This window comes from Microbacterium flavum, assembly GCF_018717645.1.
Taxonomy (GTDB): domain Bacteria; phylum Actinomycetota; class Actinomycetes; order Actinomycetales; family Microbacteriaceae; genus Microbacterium; species Microbacterium flavum.
This window is the reverse complement of record NZ_JAFLHG010000008.1, coordinates 36,114-53,304: the sequence shown is the minus strand read 5'-3', so window position 1 is coordinate 53,304 and position 17,191 is coordinate 36,114. Positions and strand designations below refer to the sequence as shown.

Genomic DNA, 17,191 nt, shown 5'->3' with positions numbered 1-17,191 from the left:
TCAGCGCTCCGCCGCAGAGAGCAGGAGCATGATCTCGGCGCGGGCGGCGGGCTCGGCGAGGTCGCCGCGGGCCGCGACGGTCACCGCCCCGGCATCCGGCTGGCGTCCACCGCGCATCGTCACGCACTCGTGGACGGCGTCGAGCACGACGAGGACCCCCCGAGCGTCGAGTGCTCCCGCGATCGCATCGGCGATCTGCTCGCCGAGCCGTTCCTGCACCTGGGGCCGTGCCGCGATGATGTCGACGACCTTCGGCAGAGCTCCGAGCCCGACAACCTGTTCACCGGGGAGGTACGCGATGTGCGCGCGGCCGGCGAAGGGAAGCAGGTGGTGCTCGCAGACCGAGCGGAAGCGGATGTCGCGCAGCACGACGGCGCCGGAGGGCAGCGTGTCGGGAGCCGGCCCGCGCGAGACGGAGATCGTATGGGCGAGCGGGGCTGCGGCATCCTCTCCGATGCCGGCGAAGAACTCCGCGTACGCGTCGGCGACGCGCTGCGGGGTCGCCTTCAGCCCGGGGCGATCCGGGTCCTCCCCGATCGCCTCGAGGATCTCACGCACCGCGGCGGCGACGCGGACTCGATCGACGGGCACGGTCCCGAGCCTATGCGATCGCCGTCAGGCGGTCGCGGGTCGCGCCTGGCCGGCGGGACGGTGCGCAGGCGCCGTTCCGGCAGCGGCAGCGCTCTGAGCCGGCGCCTCCGTGGATGCCGCCAGCCCGGCGTCCTGCCGACGCGGGACCTCGACGGGGGGCAGCGACGACACCGGGCGCTCCTGGCTGGAGAGCCACTGCGGTCGCGGCGGGAGCTTCTTGACGTCGGTGAAGATCTCGGCGAGCTCGAGGTGGTCGAGCGTCTCCTTCTCCAACAGCGCGAGGGCGAGCCGGTCGAGAACGTCGCGGTTGGCGTTGATGACCTCGTACGCCTCGTTGTGCGCCTGCTCGATGAGGTCGCGCACCTGCTGGTCGACGCGCTCAGCGACACGCTCGCTGAACTCGCGGCCGTGACCCATGTCGCGGCCCATGAACACCTCGCCGGACGACGAGCCGAGCTTCACCGGGCCGACCTCGGTGGTCATGCCGTACTCGGTGACCATCTTGCGCGCGATGCCGGTCGCCTTCTCGATGTCGTTGGATGCCCCGGTCGTCGGGTCGTGGAAGACGATCTCCTCCGCGACACGGCCGCCCATCGCGTACGCGAGCTGATCCTGCAGCTCGTTGCGGGTGACGGAGTACTTGTCCTCGAGCGGGAGCACCATCGTGTAGCCGAGGGCCTTGCCGCGCGGGAGGATCGTGACCTTCGTGACGGGGTCGGTGTTGTTCATCGCGGCGGCGGCGAGGGCGTGGCCGCCCTCGTGGTAGGCCGTGATGAGCTTCTCCTTGTCCTTCATGACTCGGGTACGGCGCTGGGGGCCGGCGATGACGCGATCGATCGCCTCGTCGAGGGCGCGCATGTCGATGAGCTGCGCGTTCGACCGGGCGGTGAGCAGCGCCGCCTCGTTCAGCACGTTCGCGAGGTCCGCGCCGGTGAAGCCGGGGGTCTTGCGGGCGATGACAGACAGGTCCACCGAGGCGGCGAGCGGCTTGCCGCGTCCGTGCACCTCGAGGATCTTCTGCCGGCCCTTGAGGTCCGGCGCGTCGACGCCGATCTGACGGTCGAAGCGGCCCGGGCGCAGGAGGGCCGGGTCGAGGATGTCGGGGCGGTTCGTCGCGGCGATCACGAGGACCGAGACCTTCGGGTCGAACCCGTCCATCTCGACGAGCATCTGGTTGAGCGTCTGCTCGCGCTCGTCGTGGCCGCCGCCCATGCCGGCACCGCGATGGCGGCCGACGGCGTCGATCTCGTCGATGAAGATGATGGCGGGGGCGTTCTCCTTGGCCTGCGTGAACAGGTCGCGCACGCGGCTCGCGCCGACGCCGACGAACATCTCGACGAAGTCGGAGCCCGAGATCGAGTAGAACGGCACACCGGCCTCGCCGGCGACGGCGCGGGCGAGGAGGGTCTTGCCCGTCCCGGGAGGGCCGTACAGCAGCACGCCCTTCGGGATGCGGGCACCGACCGCCTGGAACTTGGCCGGGTCCTTCAGGAAGTCCTTGATCTCCTGCATCTCCTCGATGGCCTCGTCCGCCCCGGCGACGTCGGCGAAGGTGACCGTGGGGGTCTCCTTCGTCACGAGCTTCGCGCGCGACTTGCCGAACTGCATCACCTTGCTGTTGCCGCCCTGGGCGGCGGAGAAGAAGAACCAGAAGAGGAGGCCGAGCAGCAGCAGCGGCAGGAGGAGCGAGATCATGCTCTCGAAGAAGGTCGTGCGCGGCACGACATCATCGAAGCCGTCCGACGGGTTCGCGGCATCGATGGCCGCGACGACCTCGTCCGCGCGCGCGCCGACGTAGTAGAACTGCACCTGGTTCGCGCCCTCGTACGGCTTCGACAGAGTGAGATCCACCCGCTGGTCGCCGTCGGTGTTCGTCACCTCGGAGACCGAGCCCCCCTTGAGGAGTGTGAGCCCCTCCTGCGTCGTGACCTGCTTGGCGGCCGTGAGCGACGTGATCAGCGACACGCCCAGCACGAGAAGGGCACCGATGAGCAACACGTAGACGAACGGGTTGCGCGCGAGCTTCTTGAAATCCATGGTCCGATCAGGCTACCCCGCCCTCACTATGGCGTGACTGTGCATTCGCCCACGGCGTACGCGGCGCCCGCCGGTCCCCGAGCCTGTCGAGGGGTCGCCCCGCGTCAGCTGTAGACGTGCGGCGCGAGGACGGCGACGTCGCGGAGGTTCCGGTAGCGCTCGTTGTAGTCGAGGCCGTATCCGACGACGAACTCCGTGGGGATGTCGAAGCCGACGTACTTCGAGTCGATGTGGACCTTCGCCGCCTCCGGCTTGCGCAGCAGGGCGAGGATCTCGATCGAGGCGGCGCCGCGGGAGGCGAAGTTCTCCAGCAGCCAGCTCAACGTCAGCCCGGAGTCGATGATGTCCTCGACGATCAGGACGTGCTTGCCCGTGAGGTCGGTGTCCAGGTCTTTCCGGATCTGCACGACACCGCTCGACTTCGTGCCGGCGCCGTAGGAGGACACGGCCATCCAGTCCATCTCCAGCGGACGGTTCAGTGCCCGGGCGAAGTCGGCCATCACCATGACCGCGCCCTTGAGCACGCCGACGAGCAGGAGCTCCTTGCCGTCGTAGTCGCTCTCGACCCGCCGGGCGAGCTCGTCGAGCTTCTCGCGGATCTCCTCCTCGGTGACGAGGACAGTGGTCAACTGGTCAGCGATCTCGGCTGCGCGCATCCCTCGATTCTAGGCGGCTCGGCGGCGGGCGACGGGGGTGGTGGCTCCGTCGGAAAAGGCATGTGCGCCGGCGGGTCAGCGCACTACGGTGAGTCCCACGGGCGTGCGGGTCCGCACCCGCGCGATGGTCTGCCCGGAATCCTCGGAAGGAGCCGGCCATGGCTGGACTGGATGACATTCTCAAGAACCTGCCGATCGATCAGATCGCCGCGAAGCTCGGAGTCGACGCCGACACCGCACAGGCGGCCGTGTCTCAGGGTGGCGGCGCGATCCTGAGCGGCCTGCAGCAGAACGCATCGACGAGCGAAGGGTCGGCGGCCATCGAGGCTGCGCTCGGCAAGCACGCCGACGCGTCGATCCCGGCATCCGTCGACGACGTCGATACGGCGGACGGGGAGAAGATCCTCTCGCACGTGTTCGGCGGCAAGGAGCAGGATGTCGCGCACGCGCTGACCGCCGACTCGAAGACCGCCGGAATCGACTTCGGCGCACTGCTGCCGATGCTCGCCCCGATCGTCATGGGCATGCTGGCGAAGAACCAGGCGCAGGCCTCTCCCGGCGGCGCGCCGTCCTCCGCGGCCGGCGATGCACCGTCGCAGGGCGGCATCGGCGACCTCATCGGCGGGCTTCTGGGGGGCGGCTCGTCGAACGGCGCCGCCGGTGCGCCCGGGGGCTTCGACATCGGCGGGCTCCTGGGCGGCCTGTTCGGCGGCAAGAAGTAGGGGTCGTCCGGCCGCGCGTTCGACACGAGCCCGCGCCTGAGCCTCCCCGGCTCAGGCCGCGCTGATCACGAGCCGGGTGCCCGCGCGCTGCGCGCGGCACCCGGGAAGATCGATCGGCCCCTGACCCCGCCAGTCCGTCACGAGTCGGGCGACCTCCAGGGTCTGGGCACGGGTGAGACTCACGCCGAACTCGCTCGCCACGACGTGCCGGATGATCCGATGGCGGAGAGCCGGCGGGTTCGCGGCGAGCGCCGCGACCGAGACCGCGATGCCCGCTTCGGCGTGCTCGACGATGTCCTCGATGGTCTCGTCGATCATGTCGGCGAAGGCCTCGGCATCCTCGCGCAGCTGGTCGCTCGTGCGCGCGAGGGCTTCGGCGACCCCCGGCCCGAGCTCCGCCTCGAGGACGGGCATGACGTCTTGGCGCACCCGCACGCGCAGGAAGCGACGGTCGAGGTTGTGCGGGTCCTCCCACACCGGCAGGCCCTCGGCTCGGCAGGCGGCGCGCGTCGTCGCGCGGCGGGCGCCGAGGAGGGGTCGCAGGATGCGGATGCCCTCCTCGACCCGCTCCGGCGACATCGCCCCCAGGCTGGCCGCGCCCGACCCGCGGGCGAGGCCGATGAGCACCGTCTCGGCCTGGTCGTCGAGGGTGTGCGCGAGGAGGATCGCCTCGGCGCCCGTGGCCTTCGCGTCCGCGATGAGCGCCGCCCGGCGACCATCGCGGGCCACAGCTTCGGGCCCGCCTCCCTCGGCGGGAGGGGGCACCTCGATCCTGACGACGCGAGCGCGCAGGCCCATGGCGCCCGCCCTCTCCGCGGCTCTCCGGGCGACGGTGTCCGATCCCTCCTGGAGGCCGTGGTCGATGACCACGGCGTGCGCCTCGACGCCCGCCTTCGGCGCCTCGAATGCCACCGCCGAGGCGAGCGCGAGTGAGTCGGCGCCTCCGGAGAGGCCCACGAGCACGGGTCCCGACACCTCCGCCAGCGCCCCGCGCACCGCCCGGCGGATCTCGGCGACGGCGGGATCGAGGCTCGGTCGGCGGTCCATGACATCCACGCTATCGACCCGCGCGACTAGGCTGGGGGCCGGCATCCACCGACCTTCCGAAGGAGCACCAGCATGGGCGCATACGACGCCGTCATCGAGATCCCGCGCGGCAGCCGCGTCAAGTACGAGGTCGACCACGGCACGGGCCGCGTCTTCCTCGACCGCGTGCTGTTCACGCCGATGGGCTACCCGGCCAACTACGGCTTCTTCGAGGACACCCTCGGCGAGGACGGCGACCCGCTGGATGTGCTGCTCCTCCTCGACCGCGACCTGTACCCGGGCGTCATGGCCAAGGTGCGCCCCGTCGCCGTGCTGAAGATGCTCGACGAGGCAGGCGGCGACGACAAGGTCGTGGCCGTGCTGGCGAAGGACCCCCGCTGGGACCACATCCAGGATGTCGACGACCTCGACGAGTGGACCAAGGGCGAGATCGGCCATTTCTTCGAGCACTACAAGGACCTCGAGCCGAACAAGTGGGTCAAGGTCGACCAGTGGGCCGGCGCCGAGGAGGCCGAGCGTCTGGTCGGCGAGGCGTTCACCCGCTTCCAGGAAGAGGATGCCCAGACGGCCACCCAGGGTGAGGGACACGCTCCCAAGACCCTCTGAGACGTCGCTTTCACGCAGAAGAGCGGATGCCTCGGCATCCGCTCTTCTGCATTCCGGCCCCGCGCGCGGGGTCAGTAGACGTTGATGCCGTGGTCGTAGAGAACCGGCGCCGGGTCGATGCGCGTGCCCCACTCCCACACCTCGAAGTGCAGGTGGCACCCGGTCGCATATCCGGTCGCGCCGACGTAGGCGATGACATCGCCCGCATTCACCCATTGGCCATAGCTGACGTTGAAGCCACCGTTGACGATGTGCGCGTAGGCCGTCACGATGCCGCCGCCGTGGTCGACCTTGACGTAGTTGCCCCAGTCGCTCGTCTCCGCCACGAGGACGACCGTCCCGGATGCGGCAGCGTAGATCGGTGACCAGCAGCTGGTCGCGAAGTCGATGCCGCGATGGCCGCTGCTCGTGCAGCCATTGGCACCGCAGACGGAGCCGCGGACGCCGTACCAGGACGAGATATAGCCCGATGCCGGCCGAACCCAGCCGTCCGTGCCGGTCTGGCCGCCGCCTCCACCACCACCACCGGAGTCGCTGCCGCCTCCACCACCGCCGCCGTTGTTGGCGTTCTTCGCAGCCTCTTCAGCGGCGCGCTGACGCTCGGCTTCGAGTGCTGCCTGGCGGGCGATCTCGGCCTGGCGGGCCGCTTCGACGCCGGCTTCGTAGTCCGCGACGGTCTTGGCCGTTTCGTCCTTCAGTGCGGCGAGCTGCGCCTGGAGCGTGCCGAGGTTCTTGGTCTGCTCCTCGAGGGCGGCCTGGGCGACGAGGGCGGCCTGCTGGGCGGCCTCCATCTTCTGCTGGGCCTCCTTCTGCAGCCGGTCGCGCTCGTTACGAGCGACCTGCGCCTGGTCGCTCAGGCTCTGCGCGTTGTCGCGCGCGCCGACGGCGTCGGCGTAGATGCCCTTGTTCGCCGCGACGACGCGGTCCATCGTGCCGAGCTTGGCGAGCAGGTCGTCGGCGGTCGCCGCGGAGCCGGAGAAGAAGAGTTCGAGCGCGGCGTCGTCGCCGCCGTTGCGGTACTGCTGGGCGGCGAGGCGGCCGAGCTTGCGTGCTGTCTCCGCGGCCCGCGCCGACTCGGCATCCGCCTGGGCCTGGAGCGCGTTGGCCTTATCGAAGGCGAGTTCGTAGGCCTCCTGCGCGGCGACGTACTCATCGGCGAGACGCGCGGCCTCGGCCTGCTTGGCTGCCACGTCGGCCTGGAGTGAGGAGATCAGCCCCTCGATGCGGGAGATCTCGGAGGCCTTCAGCGCCTCGTTGTTCTTCGCGTTCTGGACGTCGTCCCACGAGGGGTAGTCGGCGGCGAAGGCCGCCGGCGCGAGGCCGAGCGCGACGGCGCCGAGGCCGATGACGCCGAGCCCGCCGAAGCCGATGGCCATGCGTCGCGAGACGGGGTTCTTGAACGCGCGCAGTTCATGTGGGGAGGGCGCGCAGCCGCAGTCCTGCGCCGGTCCGGCCTCGTCCATCACCGTGCCGCCTTTCGCCGCATCTCACGCCCCCGTCGGTGCCGGGGATGCCGTCTCTCGCGTGTTCGGGTCTCAGATCACACGCACAACATCAGTCACACTAACAACATTCGGGGTTCCTGCCCAGGGTGAATCCGGGTTCCGCCCGCGTGCGGGAGGGTCGGCTGGGCATCTCCGCGCACCTCCCCATCCTCGCCCGCGTAGAGCATCCCGCCGGGACCCCACGCCCTCGATTTCCCATTTATCTCGATAACTCGTATGCTTGAGCGTCGGTAAGAATGAGCCTCCGGGTTCGCTCGGCCCCATCGTTTAGCGGCCTAGGACGCCGCCCTTTCACGGCGGTAGCACGGGTTCGAATCCCGTTGGGGTCACTCTCCGACACACAATTGAACAAGCATGGCCCTGTAGCGCAGTTGGTTAGCGTGCCGCCCTGTCACGGCGGAGGTCGCGGGTTCAAGTCCCGTCAGGGTCGCTCATAGCGACAGGCCCTTTGTCATCAGAGGGCCTTTCGTCTAGGACATGGCCTCTTCGGATGCCATGCGGCTCTGTAGCTCAGTTGGTAGAGCGCACGACTGAAAATCGTGAGGTCACGGGATCGACGCCCGTCGGAGCCACACGGGTCATCATTACAATGGCCCCAGAAACCCTCGCGAAGCTTCTATTCGCGGGGGTTTTGCCTTTCCCTGGTGAGGGGCAGTTTTCGAGTCGCTCGCGTGGGACATGCGAGCCCGGCCGATTCTCCGCAAGGGCACCCGCAGCCACAGCCCTCCGTGCCGCTACCCTCCGGGGCAATCGCACACGCTTCCGCTGAAGCACTGGCATGACACCGGGCCGGGGACGACCTCCTCCGCGGGCGCGACGGTGCCCCGCACGCCCGGGAAAAGCCCCACCGCGACGAATGCCCCGCCCGCCGCAAGGCTGAGCGCGAGCGCCACGGCCACCCACCGACGCCCGGCGAGGGCGATGACGGCGATGACGGCGAGGATCCCGGCGACGATCACGAGCCCCCAGAACACCGACGCCTGCTCGCTCTGCGAGACGTCGGCGTGCAGGGCCGCTCCGAGAGCCATCCCGAACAGCTGCCATCCGAGCGCGAACAGCGCGCACGCCCCCGCGATGATCGTCAGCCAGACGAGGACGCCGACCGCCGCGCGACGCCCTCCCAGGCGAGATCCGAGCGCGGAGTCCGCGCCTGCGGCGAGGGGGCGCTCGGAGTGGAGGGTCATCCCGCGATGCTAGGCGCGCCAACCGCTTCTGTCTGTAGACCGAACGGCCGACACCACGGCATCCGGGCAGCACCGCGCGGCGAATGCGCACCCTCACACCCGCAGCCGCATCGCCCCCACTCGCAGCCAGAAGTCGCGCAGCGCCGCGGCGCGCTCCCGTACGCCGTGAGCGCCGACGGGCTCCGCGGAGGCGACCAGTCGCGCCGCGCCTCCCGCGCCGAGGGATGCCTCGAACGACGTGCCCCCGACGTGCACCGAGGCGCGGGTGAAGTCGTCCCAGGCATCCCAGCCCGGATCGTCGATCAGCGAGCGCTCGCAGACGACCTCGACATCCTCGCCGTCGACACGGACCGTGCCGGTGTAGCGCAGGCACCCGTGCGACAGCGCGACCTCCCCACCCGACAGGTAGGCCGGCTCCTCCCACTCCCGCAGCTGCACCGACCCGACGAGAGTCGACTCGGTGAGATCCGCGTGCACCGGGAGCTGCACCGTCAGCCGGAGCGCTCCGGCCTCGGCGGTGAGCACGTCGGTGATGCGCACTGACGTCGGCGCCTCGCGCATCGCCGTGCAGGACGCGTCCGCGGGCACCCCGCCCTCCGACCGCACGTCGAGGTACGCACGCGCATCGGCGTATCCGCGGGCGGCGAGCGCATCGGAGTCGATGCGGCCGAGGGAGAACTCCGGATCGAGCGGCAGCGGGGTCACGGGAGCGATGACGTGCAGCGTGAAGGTGCGGCCGAGCGCCGCGGCGAGCGCGAAGTCGGCCAGGAGCGCCCCCATCGCGCTCAGCTCGATCGAGTGCACGTACTGCTCGAGCGGCCCGTCACCCCAGTACGGCGTGTTCCCGATGCACCACACGAGCCAGATCTCGTCCGCGCCGCGGCGCACGGCCTCCGCGACCCCGGCATCGCGGATCCACACGGCATCCGTGTAGACCTTCCCCTCCCGCTTCAGCGGGGTGACCCACCCCGGCAACGACAGGCCCGCGGCGAGCAGCTCGGCATCGACCTCCTCCCCCGGCACGGCCAGGCAGGTCTTGGTCGTGAACTCGGCGATGTTGAACGTCCCCGGCGGCAGGCCCCGCGACGCGCTCGATCGGATCGCGTCCGCGTCGATGCCCAGCGCCGGGAAGACGCGGTGCAGGATGCCGTCGGCGTCCCCCAACGCCGGCAGAGACCACGGCCCCTTCAGGTAGTCGCCGACCGGCAGCGCCGACCCGAAGGCGGCGGCAGCCAGACCGCGCCAGCGCCGGCACATCTCCGCGCCCGACACGCCGGAGAGCATCATCGCGGCCGTGAGGATGCCTCCGGATGTCCCGTCGACGTGGTCGAAGGAGAGCCCCTCCTCGTCGAGCGCGCGCATCACCCCGGCCTGCCAGGCGACGCGCATCCCGCCGCCCGCCAGGACGAGGGAGCGCATCACCGGCTCCCTCCTGCGCGCATGCTCCCGCGCAGCAGCATCAGGAGGACGGCGCTGACTCCGTCGAAAGCAGCGACCAGCAGCGCGAACGGGGAGAAGATCCCCCGCAGGTACCCGACGGTCATCGCCGTCGTCGCCCCCGCCTTCTGGACGATGCTCGCGGCGACGACGGCGGCATCCGGGCGCTCCCTCCCGGCCGTCTCGGCGAGCAGCCCGCCGACGACCGTCATGAAGAAGCCGATGGTCGCGAACAGGTGCGTCGACACCGCCCGCTCCTCCCCACCGATCCGGCGCAGCACGAACGCGGGCGCGACGACCTGCAACGCCCCTGTCGCGAGCGTGATCAGGCCGATCGCGCGGGCGATCTGCGTGAGCGGGCGCGAGCGATCGCGCGACGCGATCCGGCCGCTCATGCGAACACCCCGAAGTAGCCGCCGCGCGCGACGATGTACCAGAGGGTGAGCACCCAGGTGACCCCCGCGGCGACGAACCGCACGCCGTTGACATCCATCCAGCGGCGCACGACCTGCTGCAGCTCTTCGTCGGTGCGGATCGTCCCCGAGTAGAGCTTCACGTTCAACGGCCGCTGCAGCAACTGCGAGAGCACACTGAGCGTCAGCACGCCGACGAGGCATCCCCACGCCAGCAGCACCGTCGGCCTGCCCCACTCGGCGACCACCAGGACGATCGGGGCGGCGAGCATGACGGGGAGGATGTAGGTGAAGGTGACCGTCGCCCTCCGCACCGGGATGCCCATCTGCGCGTCGAGGGTGTCGAGGCGGACGGTGCCCCAGGTGGGGAAGAGGAAGAGCTTCATCGTCAGCATCATCCCCAGGTAGAAGCTCGCGCCGAACATCAGCAGCACGGCCGCGATGAGCGCCCAGACATCCAGCGCCACGGAGGTCATGACCCCGCCTCCACGCGACTGCGGTCAGGCGCCGGCGGCCAGCTCTCCCCCGTACCGAGGGAGACGACGTCGGCCAGCGCGCCGCCCGACCGCTGCGCCTGCGCGCTCGCCTCGGAACCCGTCGGAGCCGTGAGGAACCACGACTCGGCGTGGTCGTCCAGCACGCCGGTCGCCGCGGGGATGAAGACGGTCGCCAGCGGCGCCGTGCCGATCCCGAGCCTCGAGAGACGCTCGGACAGGGGCGGGCCCAGCACGAGGCGCCCGCGCGCGGCCCGCCCGAGAGCGATGTCCGCCGCGCCGCGGAAGTAGATCGTCGACTTCATGAGCATCCCGCGGAACGCGCAGTAGTTGACGGCGGCGAGCTTCAGCGGCAGCCGTGTGCGCGGAGGCCGCGCGATCTCGACGAGGCAGCCGAGGTCGTCGCCGCCGTCGTAGAGCGCCGAGGCGCGCGTCGGCGTGACGACGAAGTCGAGACGGTCCTGGTGCTTCGGCATCCCCCAGATGCCCTTGCCGCCCTTGACCGACACCTCCGTCGAGACGGGCAGGTCCAGCACGTACTGGCCCATCCCGAAGAATCGTTGGAAGAGCAGCGGGAGAACCGGGGGCGCCGGCCGGGCGCCGTGGGTGACCGCGAGCGCGATCGAGTACTCGATGTACGCGCCGATGTCCGTCACGCGGTAGTCGACCACTGTCACGAGCAGGATGCCGCGGTCGCCTCCGAGCGAGAGGGGGTGCAGCTCGCCGCCGGGCAGGAGATCTCGCGCCGCCGAGAGCGAGACCGGGAACGCCGCCATCATCACCGCGGCGTCCGAGGTGTCCACCGGCATCCGGTACGGGATGCCGTCGACGTCGGCGAACCGTCCGCCGAGACGCCGCTGACGGCGCGGCACGGGGGACGGGAGGAGAGTGAGCACCGCGCGCAGCGGGGCCATGAGGATCGTCATCGTTCGAGCTCCTTCAGCATGAGCGGGTGGACATCGCGCCAGGCATCCCTCCCGAGGAACACATCGAGGTGTCCATATCCCTTGATGATGTGGAGGGAGTGGCGGCCCGGCTGATACCTCTCCAGGTGCGCGAATGTGCGGCGCTGGCTCTCCGGCAGGAAGCACCGGTTGTCCTCGCCCGCGAAGAGGGCGAACCGGGCGGCGCTCCGCGGGGCGGTCGTCGCTGCGTCCGCAGGGAGCGCGGACCCTGCCGACGGGACGAGGTGGCCCGCACGGACGCTCGACCCCATCTCGGCGAAGAAGCTCATCGGGACGGCGGCGAACTCGCCGGTGATCCAGTCGTGCGTGCGCTCGTCGAGATGGCGGTGCGACCACAGCGCCGGTCGGCCGCTGCCGTAGGTGAAGCTGACCATCCGGCACACGAGGTTGTCGCACTCGGGATGGGTGAGCGCGACCGCGCGCCGCGTGATCCGCGAGAACACGCCGTCGGAGCGGTACGCCCACGCGGGCGAGAGATAGCCGGTCATGCGGGAGATCCACGGCGCCATCGTGAGGAGCTTGAACCGCGCGAAGGCCGGGATCACCGGGTGCAGCGCGACCGCGTTGCTGACGATGGTGTCCACGTCGGGCAGGAGCCCTGCGGCCGCAGCGAGAGCGAACGACGTCGATCCCTGGCAGTGGACGATCGCCGAGAGGGATGCCGCGCCCGTCGCCTCGCGGATGGCCCGCACCGCGACCGGGTGATCGTGGAGGGCGGCCGCGGTGAGCGTCCACGGGTTCAGCGGCAGGTCGATGGAGGCCCGCCAGTTGAGGAGCCAGACATCCCACCCGCGGTCGAGGAGGCTGTCGACGATCGTGTACGGGATCGGCGGCCGGAAGAGCTCCGCACGCACGCCCGCCCCGTGAACGAGCAGGACGGGGCCGCGGTCGGGCTCGCGCGGCCCGCGCACATGCAGGAGCGTGAGCAGTGTGCCGTCGGTAGCGACGATGCTGTGTGTCTCGGTGCGGTGGTCGCCGCGGGTGATCGAGGGAGGTCGGATGTCGGCGGGCGCGGCGGGCACCTCTGGTGCTGTCGGCGGCGCGAGCGGAGTGCTCATGGCGCAGGGAATCCCTTCTGTGCGATCACGATCGGAGGCTCGATGAGGTGGGTGCGGGGCAGCCCGCCGCGCAGTGCGGGGCGCAGCCCACCGGGCGCCGCCTCGAGGTCCCACTCGCGGCGGGGCTCGTCGATGCCGATCGGGTAGACGATGAGCGCCCCGTCGCTCCGGATGGTCATTCGCAGGAACCCCTTGCAGGCATCCATCGCCTGCGCCGACATCCGCCAGGAGGCGACCGTGCCCGTGCGCTGGGTCAGCAGGAACAGGCCGAACGCGACCGTGCCCAGGAGCGCGCCGAGCCACCAGGCCACGACCACGGTGACGGCCAGCCGGGCGACGGCCGGCCACGGCGGGATCACGACGACCAGAGCGAGGAGCGTCACGCAGGCGGCGGAGATCAGGAAGAAGGCGCCGAGGGAGGCCACGACCCCGGGCACACCCCACCACCGCGCCAGGGCGGCGTGGGCGAGGAGCACGAGAGCGAGCGCTGCGAGGAGGATGCCGAGGATCCGCACGGCCTCCGTCGGCGGGGTGTCGAGGATCGCATTGATGCCCTGGCGCGGCCGCACGAGGTCGACGATCCCCGCCAGCGCCGCGATGAGCGCGAGCTGCACCCAGCCCATCCCGACCAGGAAGGCGAGGTTGCGCCACCCGAGCCAGGTGGCGCAGAACGGGTTCGCGACGCGTCGGAAGAGGCGACGCGACCGCGCGGCGTCGGGGTAGAGCGCGCCGCGTCGGCGCATCGGCATCCCCGGGACGTCCTTGCTCCGCATCCGCGACCGGGCGGGCGGGAGCTCGAGCTCCTCCGGGAGATCGTGCGTCTGGGCCAGGTACGCGCCGCCCAGGCCGCACGTGATCGCCTGCACGGCCCGCGGATCGTCACCGGATGCCCCGGGCTGCACCTGTCCGTACCGCGAGTAGTGGTGGAGGTCACCCGTCAGCCAGAGCCGCACGGCGGCGCCGGTCGGCTCCGTCTCACCGTCGCCCGCACCGGGCACGGGTCGGGTGCGGATGATCGTGCGCTCGAAGAAGTGGAGCTGATTGAATCCGTCCGGCCCCTTCGTCACCGTGTGCACCCATCCAGGCGACGCCGTGCACACGACGACGCCGTCGCCGGGTTCCAGGTGCGCGGTCAGCTCGCGGCGGAAGTAGGCGAGCTGCGGCTCGTCGATGTACTCGCCGAGCTGACTGTCCAGGCCCACCAGCCACCATCCCGGCGCCAGGCGTGCGACGAAGTAGCTGCGGGTCTGGACGGTGCGCCACCCGCCGATCCGCGCTCCGCGCGCGAAGACGCGCAGGAAAGAGGTGAGGCCGTCGTACCAGTCGTGGTTCCCGGGCACGGCGAGGAGAGCCGGTGCGGTGGCGGCGGGTTCGGTCGGGAACGCGGCGCGGTACGGACCGAGGGTCCGGTTCTCGTACGCCCGCGCGGATGCCGCCGGGTAGACCTCGTCTCCGCCGAGAACGAGGACGTCGCCGCGCGGCAGGGTGAGGGGCCCGGCATCCGCGCCTTCGATCGTCAGCTCGGGCCGCGCGAGGACGCTCGCGACGCTGAAGGTGGGGGCGAAGCCGTCGCCCGTGTCCGCCGTGAAGTCGACCCATATGCCGGGCCCGGCATGGGGCAGATCGACCGGCCCACCGGGGAGCACCGACTGGATCTCCCTCTTGTCGCCGTAGTCGGCGAACACCTTCGCGAGAGCCGCTTTGGCGGCCGTCCGCGCCAGTTCCGGGGGGTCGAGCCACCGCACCGCGCGGGTCGGGACGAACCCCAGTTCCCGCTCGTACCGGGCGAGCTCGCGACGCTTCATCTCGGCTCACCGACCCGGCCTCGGGCGAGGTACACGCGCCAGAGCTCCCCGAGGAAGAGCGCTCCGAACGCGGCGAGGGCGGATGGTCCCTGAGGCCCGCGTGCGCGGAACGTCGTGAGCTGCCGGGCGAAGTCGGCGGGCGCGATGGTCATGATGCCCGCGGCGATCACGTCGGGGAGCCGAGGTGCCGCGACCGCCTCGATCGCGTCCGCGGGGTCGCCCCCGGTCGGCGGCGGGACATGTCCGGTGAGGAGACGGACCGACAGCGTCGTGGTGTCCTTCCAGAGGTCGAACCCGGGATCATCCGCGATGTCCTTCATCCCCACGAGCGTGACCGCGGATCCGGCAGCGTCGGTCACCCAGATGCGGTAGAGCATGCGGCGACCCGCGGTTCCCGGCGCGGCGACGAACAGGTTGAACCATCCCCGCTCGATGCCCCGGCGACCGCCGAGCAGATCGCATTCGAGCCATCCGGTGAGATCGGCCGCGTGGAGGGGATCGGCGCAGAAGGCGTCGATGTCGCGCGCGGTCACCGTCACTTCGAAGGCGGCAGCCTCGCCCCGGAGCCTCCCCCGGGCGGCGCCGGCGGTCGGATCGGTCTCTGCGAGGGCGACCGTGCCCCGCATCGTCTCCGTGAAGGCGACGGACGTCGCGTCCGCACGGGCCGCCGCGTCCGGAGCAGGAGCAGGCGCCGCCGCCGACTCGTCGCCGTCCGCGCGCGGGGCGACGCGTGCGCCGGGGCGCGGCCGGGCGGCCTCCTCCTCCAGGATGCGGGTGCACGCCCGGTCGGCGAACGCCGCGATCGTGAGCGACGGATTGGCTCCCACCGCACCGGGGAGCGCGGAGCCGTCGAGCACGTGCAGGCCCGGGTGGCCGAACACCTCCCCGTACGCGTCGACGACGCCCTCCCCCGGGTGGCGGCCCGCCGGCGCGCCCCCGAGGGGGTGCACCGTCACGACACGACCGACCCACCACAGCGGGTTGTCGCGGAAGTCCGCCCCCAGCTCGCCTGCAAGGTCCTCCATCAGCGAGCGGACCCGCGCGAAGTAGTCGCGGGACGTGGCCACCGTCCACTCGACCGCGAGGCGTCCGCTGCGCAGGGTGAGGCGCCCGTCGGGGGTGTCCCGTCCCATCCCGAGGAGCGGGAGCGTGCTGCCCGAGAGGTGCCCGTCGCCGAGGAGGCGCGCCAGATCGGCGGAGATGTTGGAGCGCCCCTGCGAGAAGAGGCGGTTGCGCAGCGCATGCCATCCGAATCGCGCCGCGCGGCGACCCATCGCCCGCATCTGGGCGAGTTCGACGAGCCAGGTGAGGAAGGCGGGGAAGCCGGCATCCTCCACGTAGAAGCCTCGGCCGTCGCCGCCGTCCGCGGCATCCGGCACCCGGATGGCGGAGGTGATGACGGGTCCGCGTTGGCCGTTCACCGGCAGCGCGACGCCGTCCTTCCTGCAGTTCATGAGCAGGGTGAGCAGGTCGCCGTTGCCGGAGAAGCGCGTGCCGAGCGCCCCGCTGAGTCCGCGCAGCCCCACACGGCTGCTGAGGAGCAGGCGCGTCGACCCGAACGTGCCGGCGCCGAGGATGACGCGGCGGGCGCGCAGGTGCCGGACGGGGAGTGCTCGAGTCCGGCTCTCGCCTGCGGCATCCGGCTCGTGCACGACGTAGGCGATCTCGTAGGAGCCGTCCCCCAGGGCGCGGATGCCGCGCACCTCGTGGAGAGTCCGGATGTCGGCGCCGTGATGGGCTGCGGCGGAGAGGTAGGTGTGGTCGAGCGAGTTCTTCGCGCCGCTGTTGCAGCCCATGTCGCACTCGCCGCAGAGGGTGCAGGTCACCCGCCGACTCCCGTGCAGGCTGCCGTACGACGGCGGCTCGATCGGCTGGTTCGCCTCGGGCGCGTCCGCACCACGGGCGAACGTGACGGCGAGCGGTGGCCGCATCGCCGGCATCCCGAGCCGCACGGATGCCGCGTGGAACGCCTGCGTCTTCGGAGTGTCGTCGTACGGATAGGGCGTCGCTCCCAGCATCCGTTCCACGGCGTCGTAGTGCGGGTCGAGGTCGGTGCGGGAGAACGGCCAGTTCTCGTAGCCTCCTCCCGGGAGGGGCGAGTCGTGGACGAACCAGTTCTCGTCTTTGCGGAGCAGGACGTTCGCGTAGATGAGCGATCCGCCGCCGAGCCCCGACGACACGATCCCTTCGAGTCCGCGGAAGGTCCAGGCGTCGAAGAGCCCGTAGAGCCGCGCGCTCGGGTCCCAGAACGCCCGGGCCATCTCGCTCGGCGAACGCGCGAAGTCGCCGGGAGCGTAGCGGCGCCCGCGTTCGAGGACGACGACGCTTCGGCCCGCTTCGGCGAGACGGAACGCGACGACCGACGCGCCGAATCCCGAACCGATCACGATCACATCCGCGATTTCGTCCGAAGCGGCGGACGTTGAGGACTGCACCATGGTTCCTCCCGCGACGCGGCGCCCTCGCGCCGGCCGTCACGGAAGAGGACGACGAAGGCGGCCCGCCTGATACATCGGCGGCCCACGAACCTGCGCCATCTCGTCGCCCGCCCCTCGCGTCACGACGGTGTGGTCGCGAGCATTCCAAACACGCGCTAGAGTGACGATGAACGCAACGCGAACGCCTGGGGGCTACGCGTGATCCGGGGGGATTCAGCGTTCTCTGGGGAACA

General features: G+C 71.1%; 15 protein-coding genes and 3 tRNA genes. 5 read left to right on the top strand and 13 right to left on the bottom strand.

The annotated features are described in order from the left end of the window. The 3 genes from folE to hpt form a co-directional block, all read right to left on the bottom strand. The gene (folE, locus tag J0P97_RS09760; RefSeq protein WP_215487598.1) at nucleotides 1-591 is read right to left on the bottom strand and encodes a GTP cyclohydrolase I; all 591 of its coding nucleotides are present in this window, start codon (nucleotides 589-591) and stop codon (nucleotides 1-3) included. A 24-nt stretch (nucleotides 592-615) separates the two neighbouring features. Next, nucleotides 616-2,628 carry an ATP-dependent zinc metalloprotease FtsH gene (gene ftsH / locus J0P97_RS09755; RefSeq protein WP_215487597.1) on the bottom strand — a complete coding sequence of 671 codons (2,013 nt, stop codon included), beginning with the start codon at nucleotides 2,626-2,628 and terminating at the stop codon, nucleotides 616-618. Nucleotides 2,629-2,732: 104 nt separating this feature from the next. Then, nucleotides 2,733-3,284 (bottom strand): hypoxanthine phosphoribosyltransferase, encoded by a 552-nt coding sequence (gene hpt / locus J0P97_RS09750; protein ID WP_215487596.1) that lies wholly within the window; start codon nucleotides 3,282-3,284, stop codon nucleotides 2,733-2,735. A 158-nt stretch (nucleotides 3,285-3,442) separates the two neighbouring features. On the opposite strand from hpt, the gene J0P97_RS09745 reads away from it, so the two are divergent. Next, nucleotides 3,443-4,006, top strand: coding sequence for a DUF937 domain-containing protein (locus J0P97_RS09745; RefSeq protein WP_215487595.1), 564 nt, complete (start codon nucleotides 3,443-3,445; stop codon nucleotides 4,004-4,006). Nucleotides 4,007-4,057: 51 nt separating this feature from the next. Here J0P97_RS09745 and tilS read toward each other — a convergent pair whose 3' ends face one another. Next, the gene (gene tilS, locus J0P97_RS09740) at nucleotides 4,058-5,053 is read right to left on the bottom strand and encodes a tRNA lysidine(34) synthetase TilS (protein ID WP_215487594.1); all 996 of its coding nucleotides are present in this window, start codon (nucleotides 5,051-5,053) and stop codon (nucleotides 4,058-4,060) included. Between the two features lie 72 nt (nucleotides 5,054-5,125). On the opposite strand from tilS, the gene J0P97_RS09735 reads away from it, so the two are divergent. Further along, complete coding sequence (locus J0P97_RS09735) at nucleotides 5,126-5,659, top strand: inorganic diphosphatase (protein WP_215487593.1); 534 nt, start codon at nucleotides 5,126-5,128, stop codon at nucleotides 5,657-5,659. A 71-nt stretch (nucleotides 5,660-5,730) separates the two neighbouring features. Here J0P97_RS09735 and J0P97_RS09730 read toward each other — a convergent pair whose 3' ends face one another. Further along, complete coding sequence (locus tag J0P97_RS09730) at nucleotides 5,731-7,122, bottom strand: M23 family metallopeptidase (protein ID WP_215487592.1); 1,392 nt, start codon at nucleotides 7,120-7,122, stop codon at nucleotides 5,731-5,733. A 298-nt stretch (nucleotides 7,123-7,420) separates the two neighbouring features. Between J0P97_RS09730 and J0P97_RS09725 the strand changes: the two genes are divergently transcribed. From J0P97_RS09725 to J0P97_RS09715, 3 genes are all read left to right on the top strand, one after another. Then, nucleotides 7,421-7,493, top strand: a tRNA-Glu gene (locus J0P97_RS09725). A 27-nt stretch (nucleotides 7,494-7,520) separates the two neighbouring features. Next, nucleotides 7,521-7,594 (top strand) — tRNA-Asp (locus tag J0P97_RS09720). A 69-nt stretch (nucleotides 7,595-7,663) separates the two neighbouring features. Next, nucleotides 7,664-7,736 (top strand) — tRNA-Phe (locus tag J0P97_RS09715). Between the two features lie 162 nt (nucleotides 7,737-7,898). Here J0P97_RS09715 and J0P97_RS09710 read toward each other — a convergent pair. The 8 genes from J0P97_RS09710 to J0P97_RS09675 all read right to left on the bottom strand — a co-directional run bounded on the left by J0P97_RS09710 (nucleotide 7,899) and on the right by J0P97_RS09675 (nucleotide 16,907). After that, nucleotides 7,899-8,348, bottom strand: coding sequence for a hypothetical protein (locus J0P97_RS09710; RefSeq protein WP_215487591.1), 450 nt, complete (start codon nucleotides 8,346-8,348; stop codon nucleotides 7,899-7,901). 93 nt (nucleotides 8,349-8,441) lie between these two features. Then, nucleotides 8,442-9,767, bottom strand: coding sequence for a patatin-like phospholipase family protein (locus J0P97_RS09705; RefSeq protein ID WP_215487590.1), 1,326 nt, complete (start codon nucleotides 9,765-9,767; stop codon nucleotides 8,442-8,444). After that, a complete protein-coding gene (locus J0P97_RS09700) occupies nucleotides 9,767-10,180 on the bottom strand; it encodes a hypothetical protein (RefSeq protein WP_215487589.1) in 414 nt (137 codons plus the stop codon). Before J0P97_RS09700 ends, J0P97_RS09705 begins: the two co-directional genes overlap by 1 nt. After that, complete coding sequence (locus J0P97_RS09695) at nucleotides 10,177-10,674, bottom strand: DUF1772 domain-containing protein (RefSeq protein WP_215487588.1); 498 nt, start codon at nucleotides 10,672-10,674, stop codon at nucleotides 10,177-10,179. The genes J0P97_RS09700 and J0P97_RS09695 overlap by 4 nt, the downstream gene beginning before the upstream one ends. After that, a complete protein-coding gene (locus J0P97_RS09690; protein WP_215487587.1) occupies nucleotides 10,671-11,618 on the bottom strand; it encodes an acetoacetate decarboxylase family protein in 948 nt (315 codons plus the stop codon). The genes J0P97_RS09695 and J0P97_RS09690 overlap by 4 nt, the downstream gene beginning before the upstream one ends. After that, nucleotides 11,615-12,715 carry an alpha/beta fold hydrolase gene (locus J0P97_RS09685; protein WP_246540196.1) on the bottom strand — a complete coding sequence of 367 codons (1,101 nt, stop codon included), beginning with the start codon at nucleotides 12,713-12,715 and terminating at the stop codon, nucleotides 11,615-11,617. Before J0P97_RS09685 ends, J0P97_RS09690 begins: the two co-directional genes overlap by 4 nt. Continuing rightward, complete coding sequence (locus J0P97_RS09680) at nucleotides 12,712-14,520, bottom strand: hypothetical protein (RefSeq protein WP_215487586.1); 1,809 nt, start codon at nucleotides 14,518-14,520, stop codon at nucleotides 12,712-12,714. The genes J0P97_RS09685 and J0P97_RS09680 overlap by 4 nt, the downstream gene beginning before the upstream one ends. Continuing rightward, on the bottom strand, nucleotides 14,517-16,907 hold the full coding sequence (locus tag J0P97_RS09675) for a GMC oxidoreductase (RefSeq protein ID WP_282836929.1): 2,391 nt from the start codon (nucleotides 16,905-16,907) through the stop codon (nucleotides 14,517-14,519). Before J0P97_RS09675 ends, J0P97_RS09680 begins: the two co-directional genes overlap by 4 nt. Nucleotides 16,908-17,191: the final 284 nt, after the last annotated feature.

Coding starts and splice junctions, on each gene's coding strand:
- ftsH (WP_215487597.1), bottom strand. CDS start 2,628: ATGGATTTCAAGAAGCTCGCGCGCAACCCGTTCGTCTACGTGTTGCTC.
- hpt (WP_215487596.1), bottom strand. CDS start 3,284: ATGCGCGCAGCCGAGATCGCTGACCAGTTGACCACTGTCCTCGTCACC.
- J0P97_RS09745 (WP_215487595.1), top strand. CDS start 3,443: ATGGCTGGACTGGATGACATTCTCAAGAACCTGCCGATCGATCAGATC.
- tilS (WP_215487594.1), bottom strand. CDS start 5,053: ATGGACCGCCGACCGAGCCTCGATCCCGCCGTCGCCGAGATCCGCCGG.
- J0P97_RS09735 (WP_215487593.1), top strand. CDS start 5,126: ATGGGCGCATACGACGCCGTCATCGAGATCCCGCGCGGCAGCCGCGTC.
- J0P97_RS09730 (WP_215487592.1), bottom strand. CDS start 7,122: ATGGACGAGGCCGGACCGGCGCAGGACTGCGGCTGCGCGCCCTCCCCA.
- J0P97_RS09710 (WP_215487591.1), bottom strand. CDS start 8,348: ATGACCCTCCACTCCGAGCGCCCCCTCGCCGCAGGCGCGGACTCCGCG.
- J0P97_RS09705 (WP_215487590.1), bottom strand. CDS start 9,767: ATGCGCTCCCTCGTCCTGGCGGGCGGCGGGATGCGCGTCGCCTGGCAG.
- J0P97_RS09700 (WP_215487589.1), bottom strand. CDS start 10,180: ATGAGCGGCCGGATCGCGTCGCGCGATCGCTCGCGCCCGCTCACGCAG.
- J0P97_RS09695 (WP_215487588.1), bottom strand. CDS start 10,674: ATGACCTCCGTGGCGCTGGATGTCTGGGCGCTCATCGCGGCCGTGCTG.
- J0P97_RS09690 (WP_215487587.1), bottom strand. CDS start 11,618: ATGACGATCCTCATGGCCCCGCTGCGCGCGGTGCTCACTCTCCTCCCG.
- J0P97_RS09685 (WP_246540196.1), bottom strand. CDS start 12,715: ATGAGCACTCCGCTCGCGCCGCCGACAGCACCAGAGGTGCCCGCCGCG.
- J0P97_RS09680 (WP_215487586.1), bottom strand. CDS start 14,520: ATGAAGCGTCGCGAGCTCGCCCGGTACGAGCGGGAACTGGGGTTCGTC.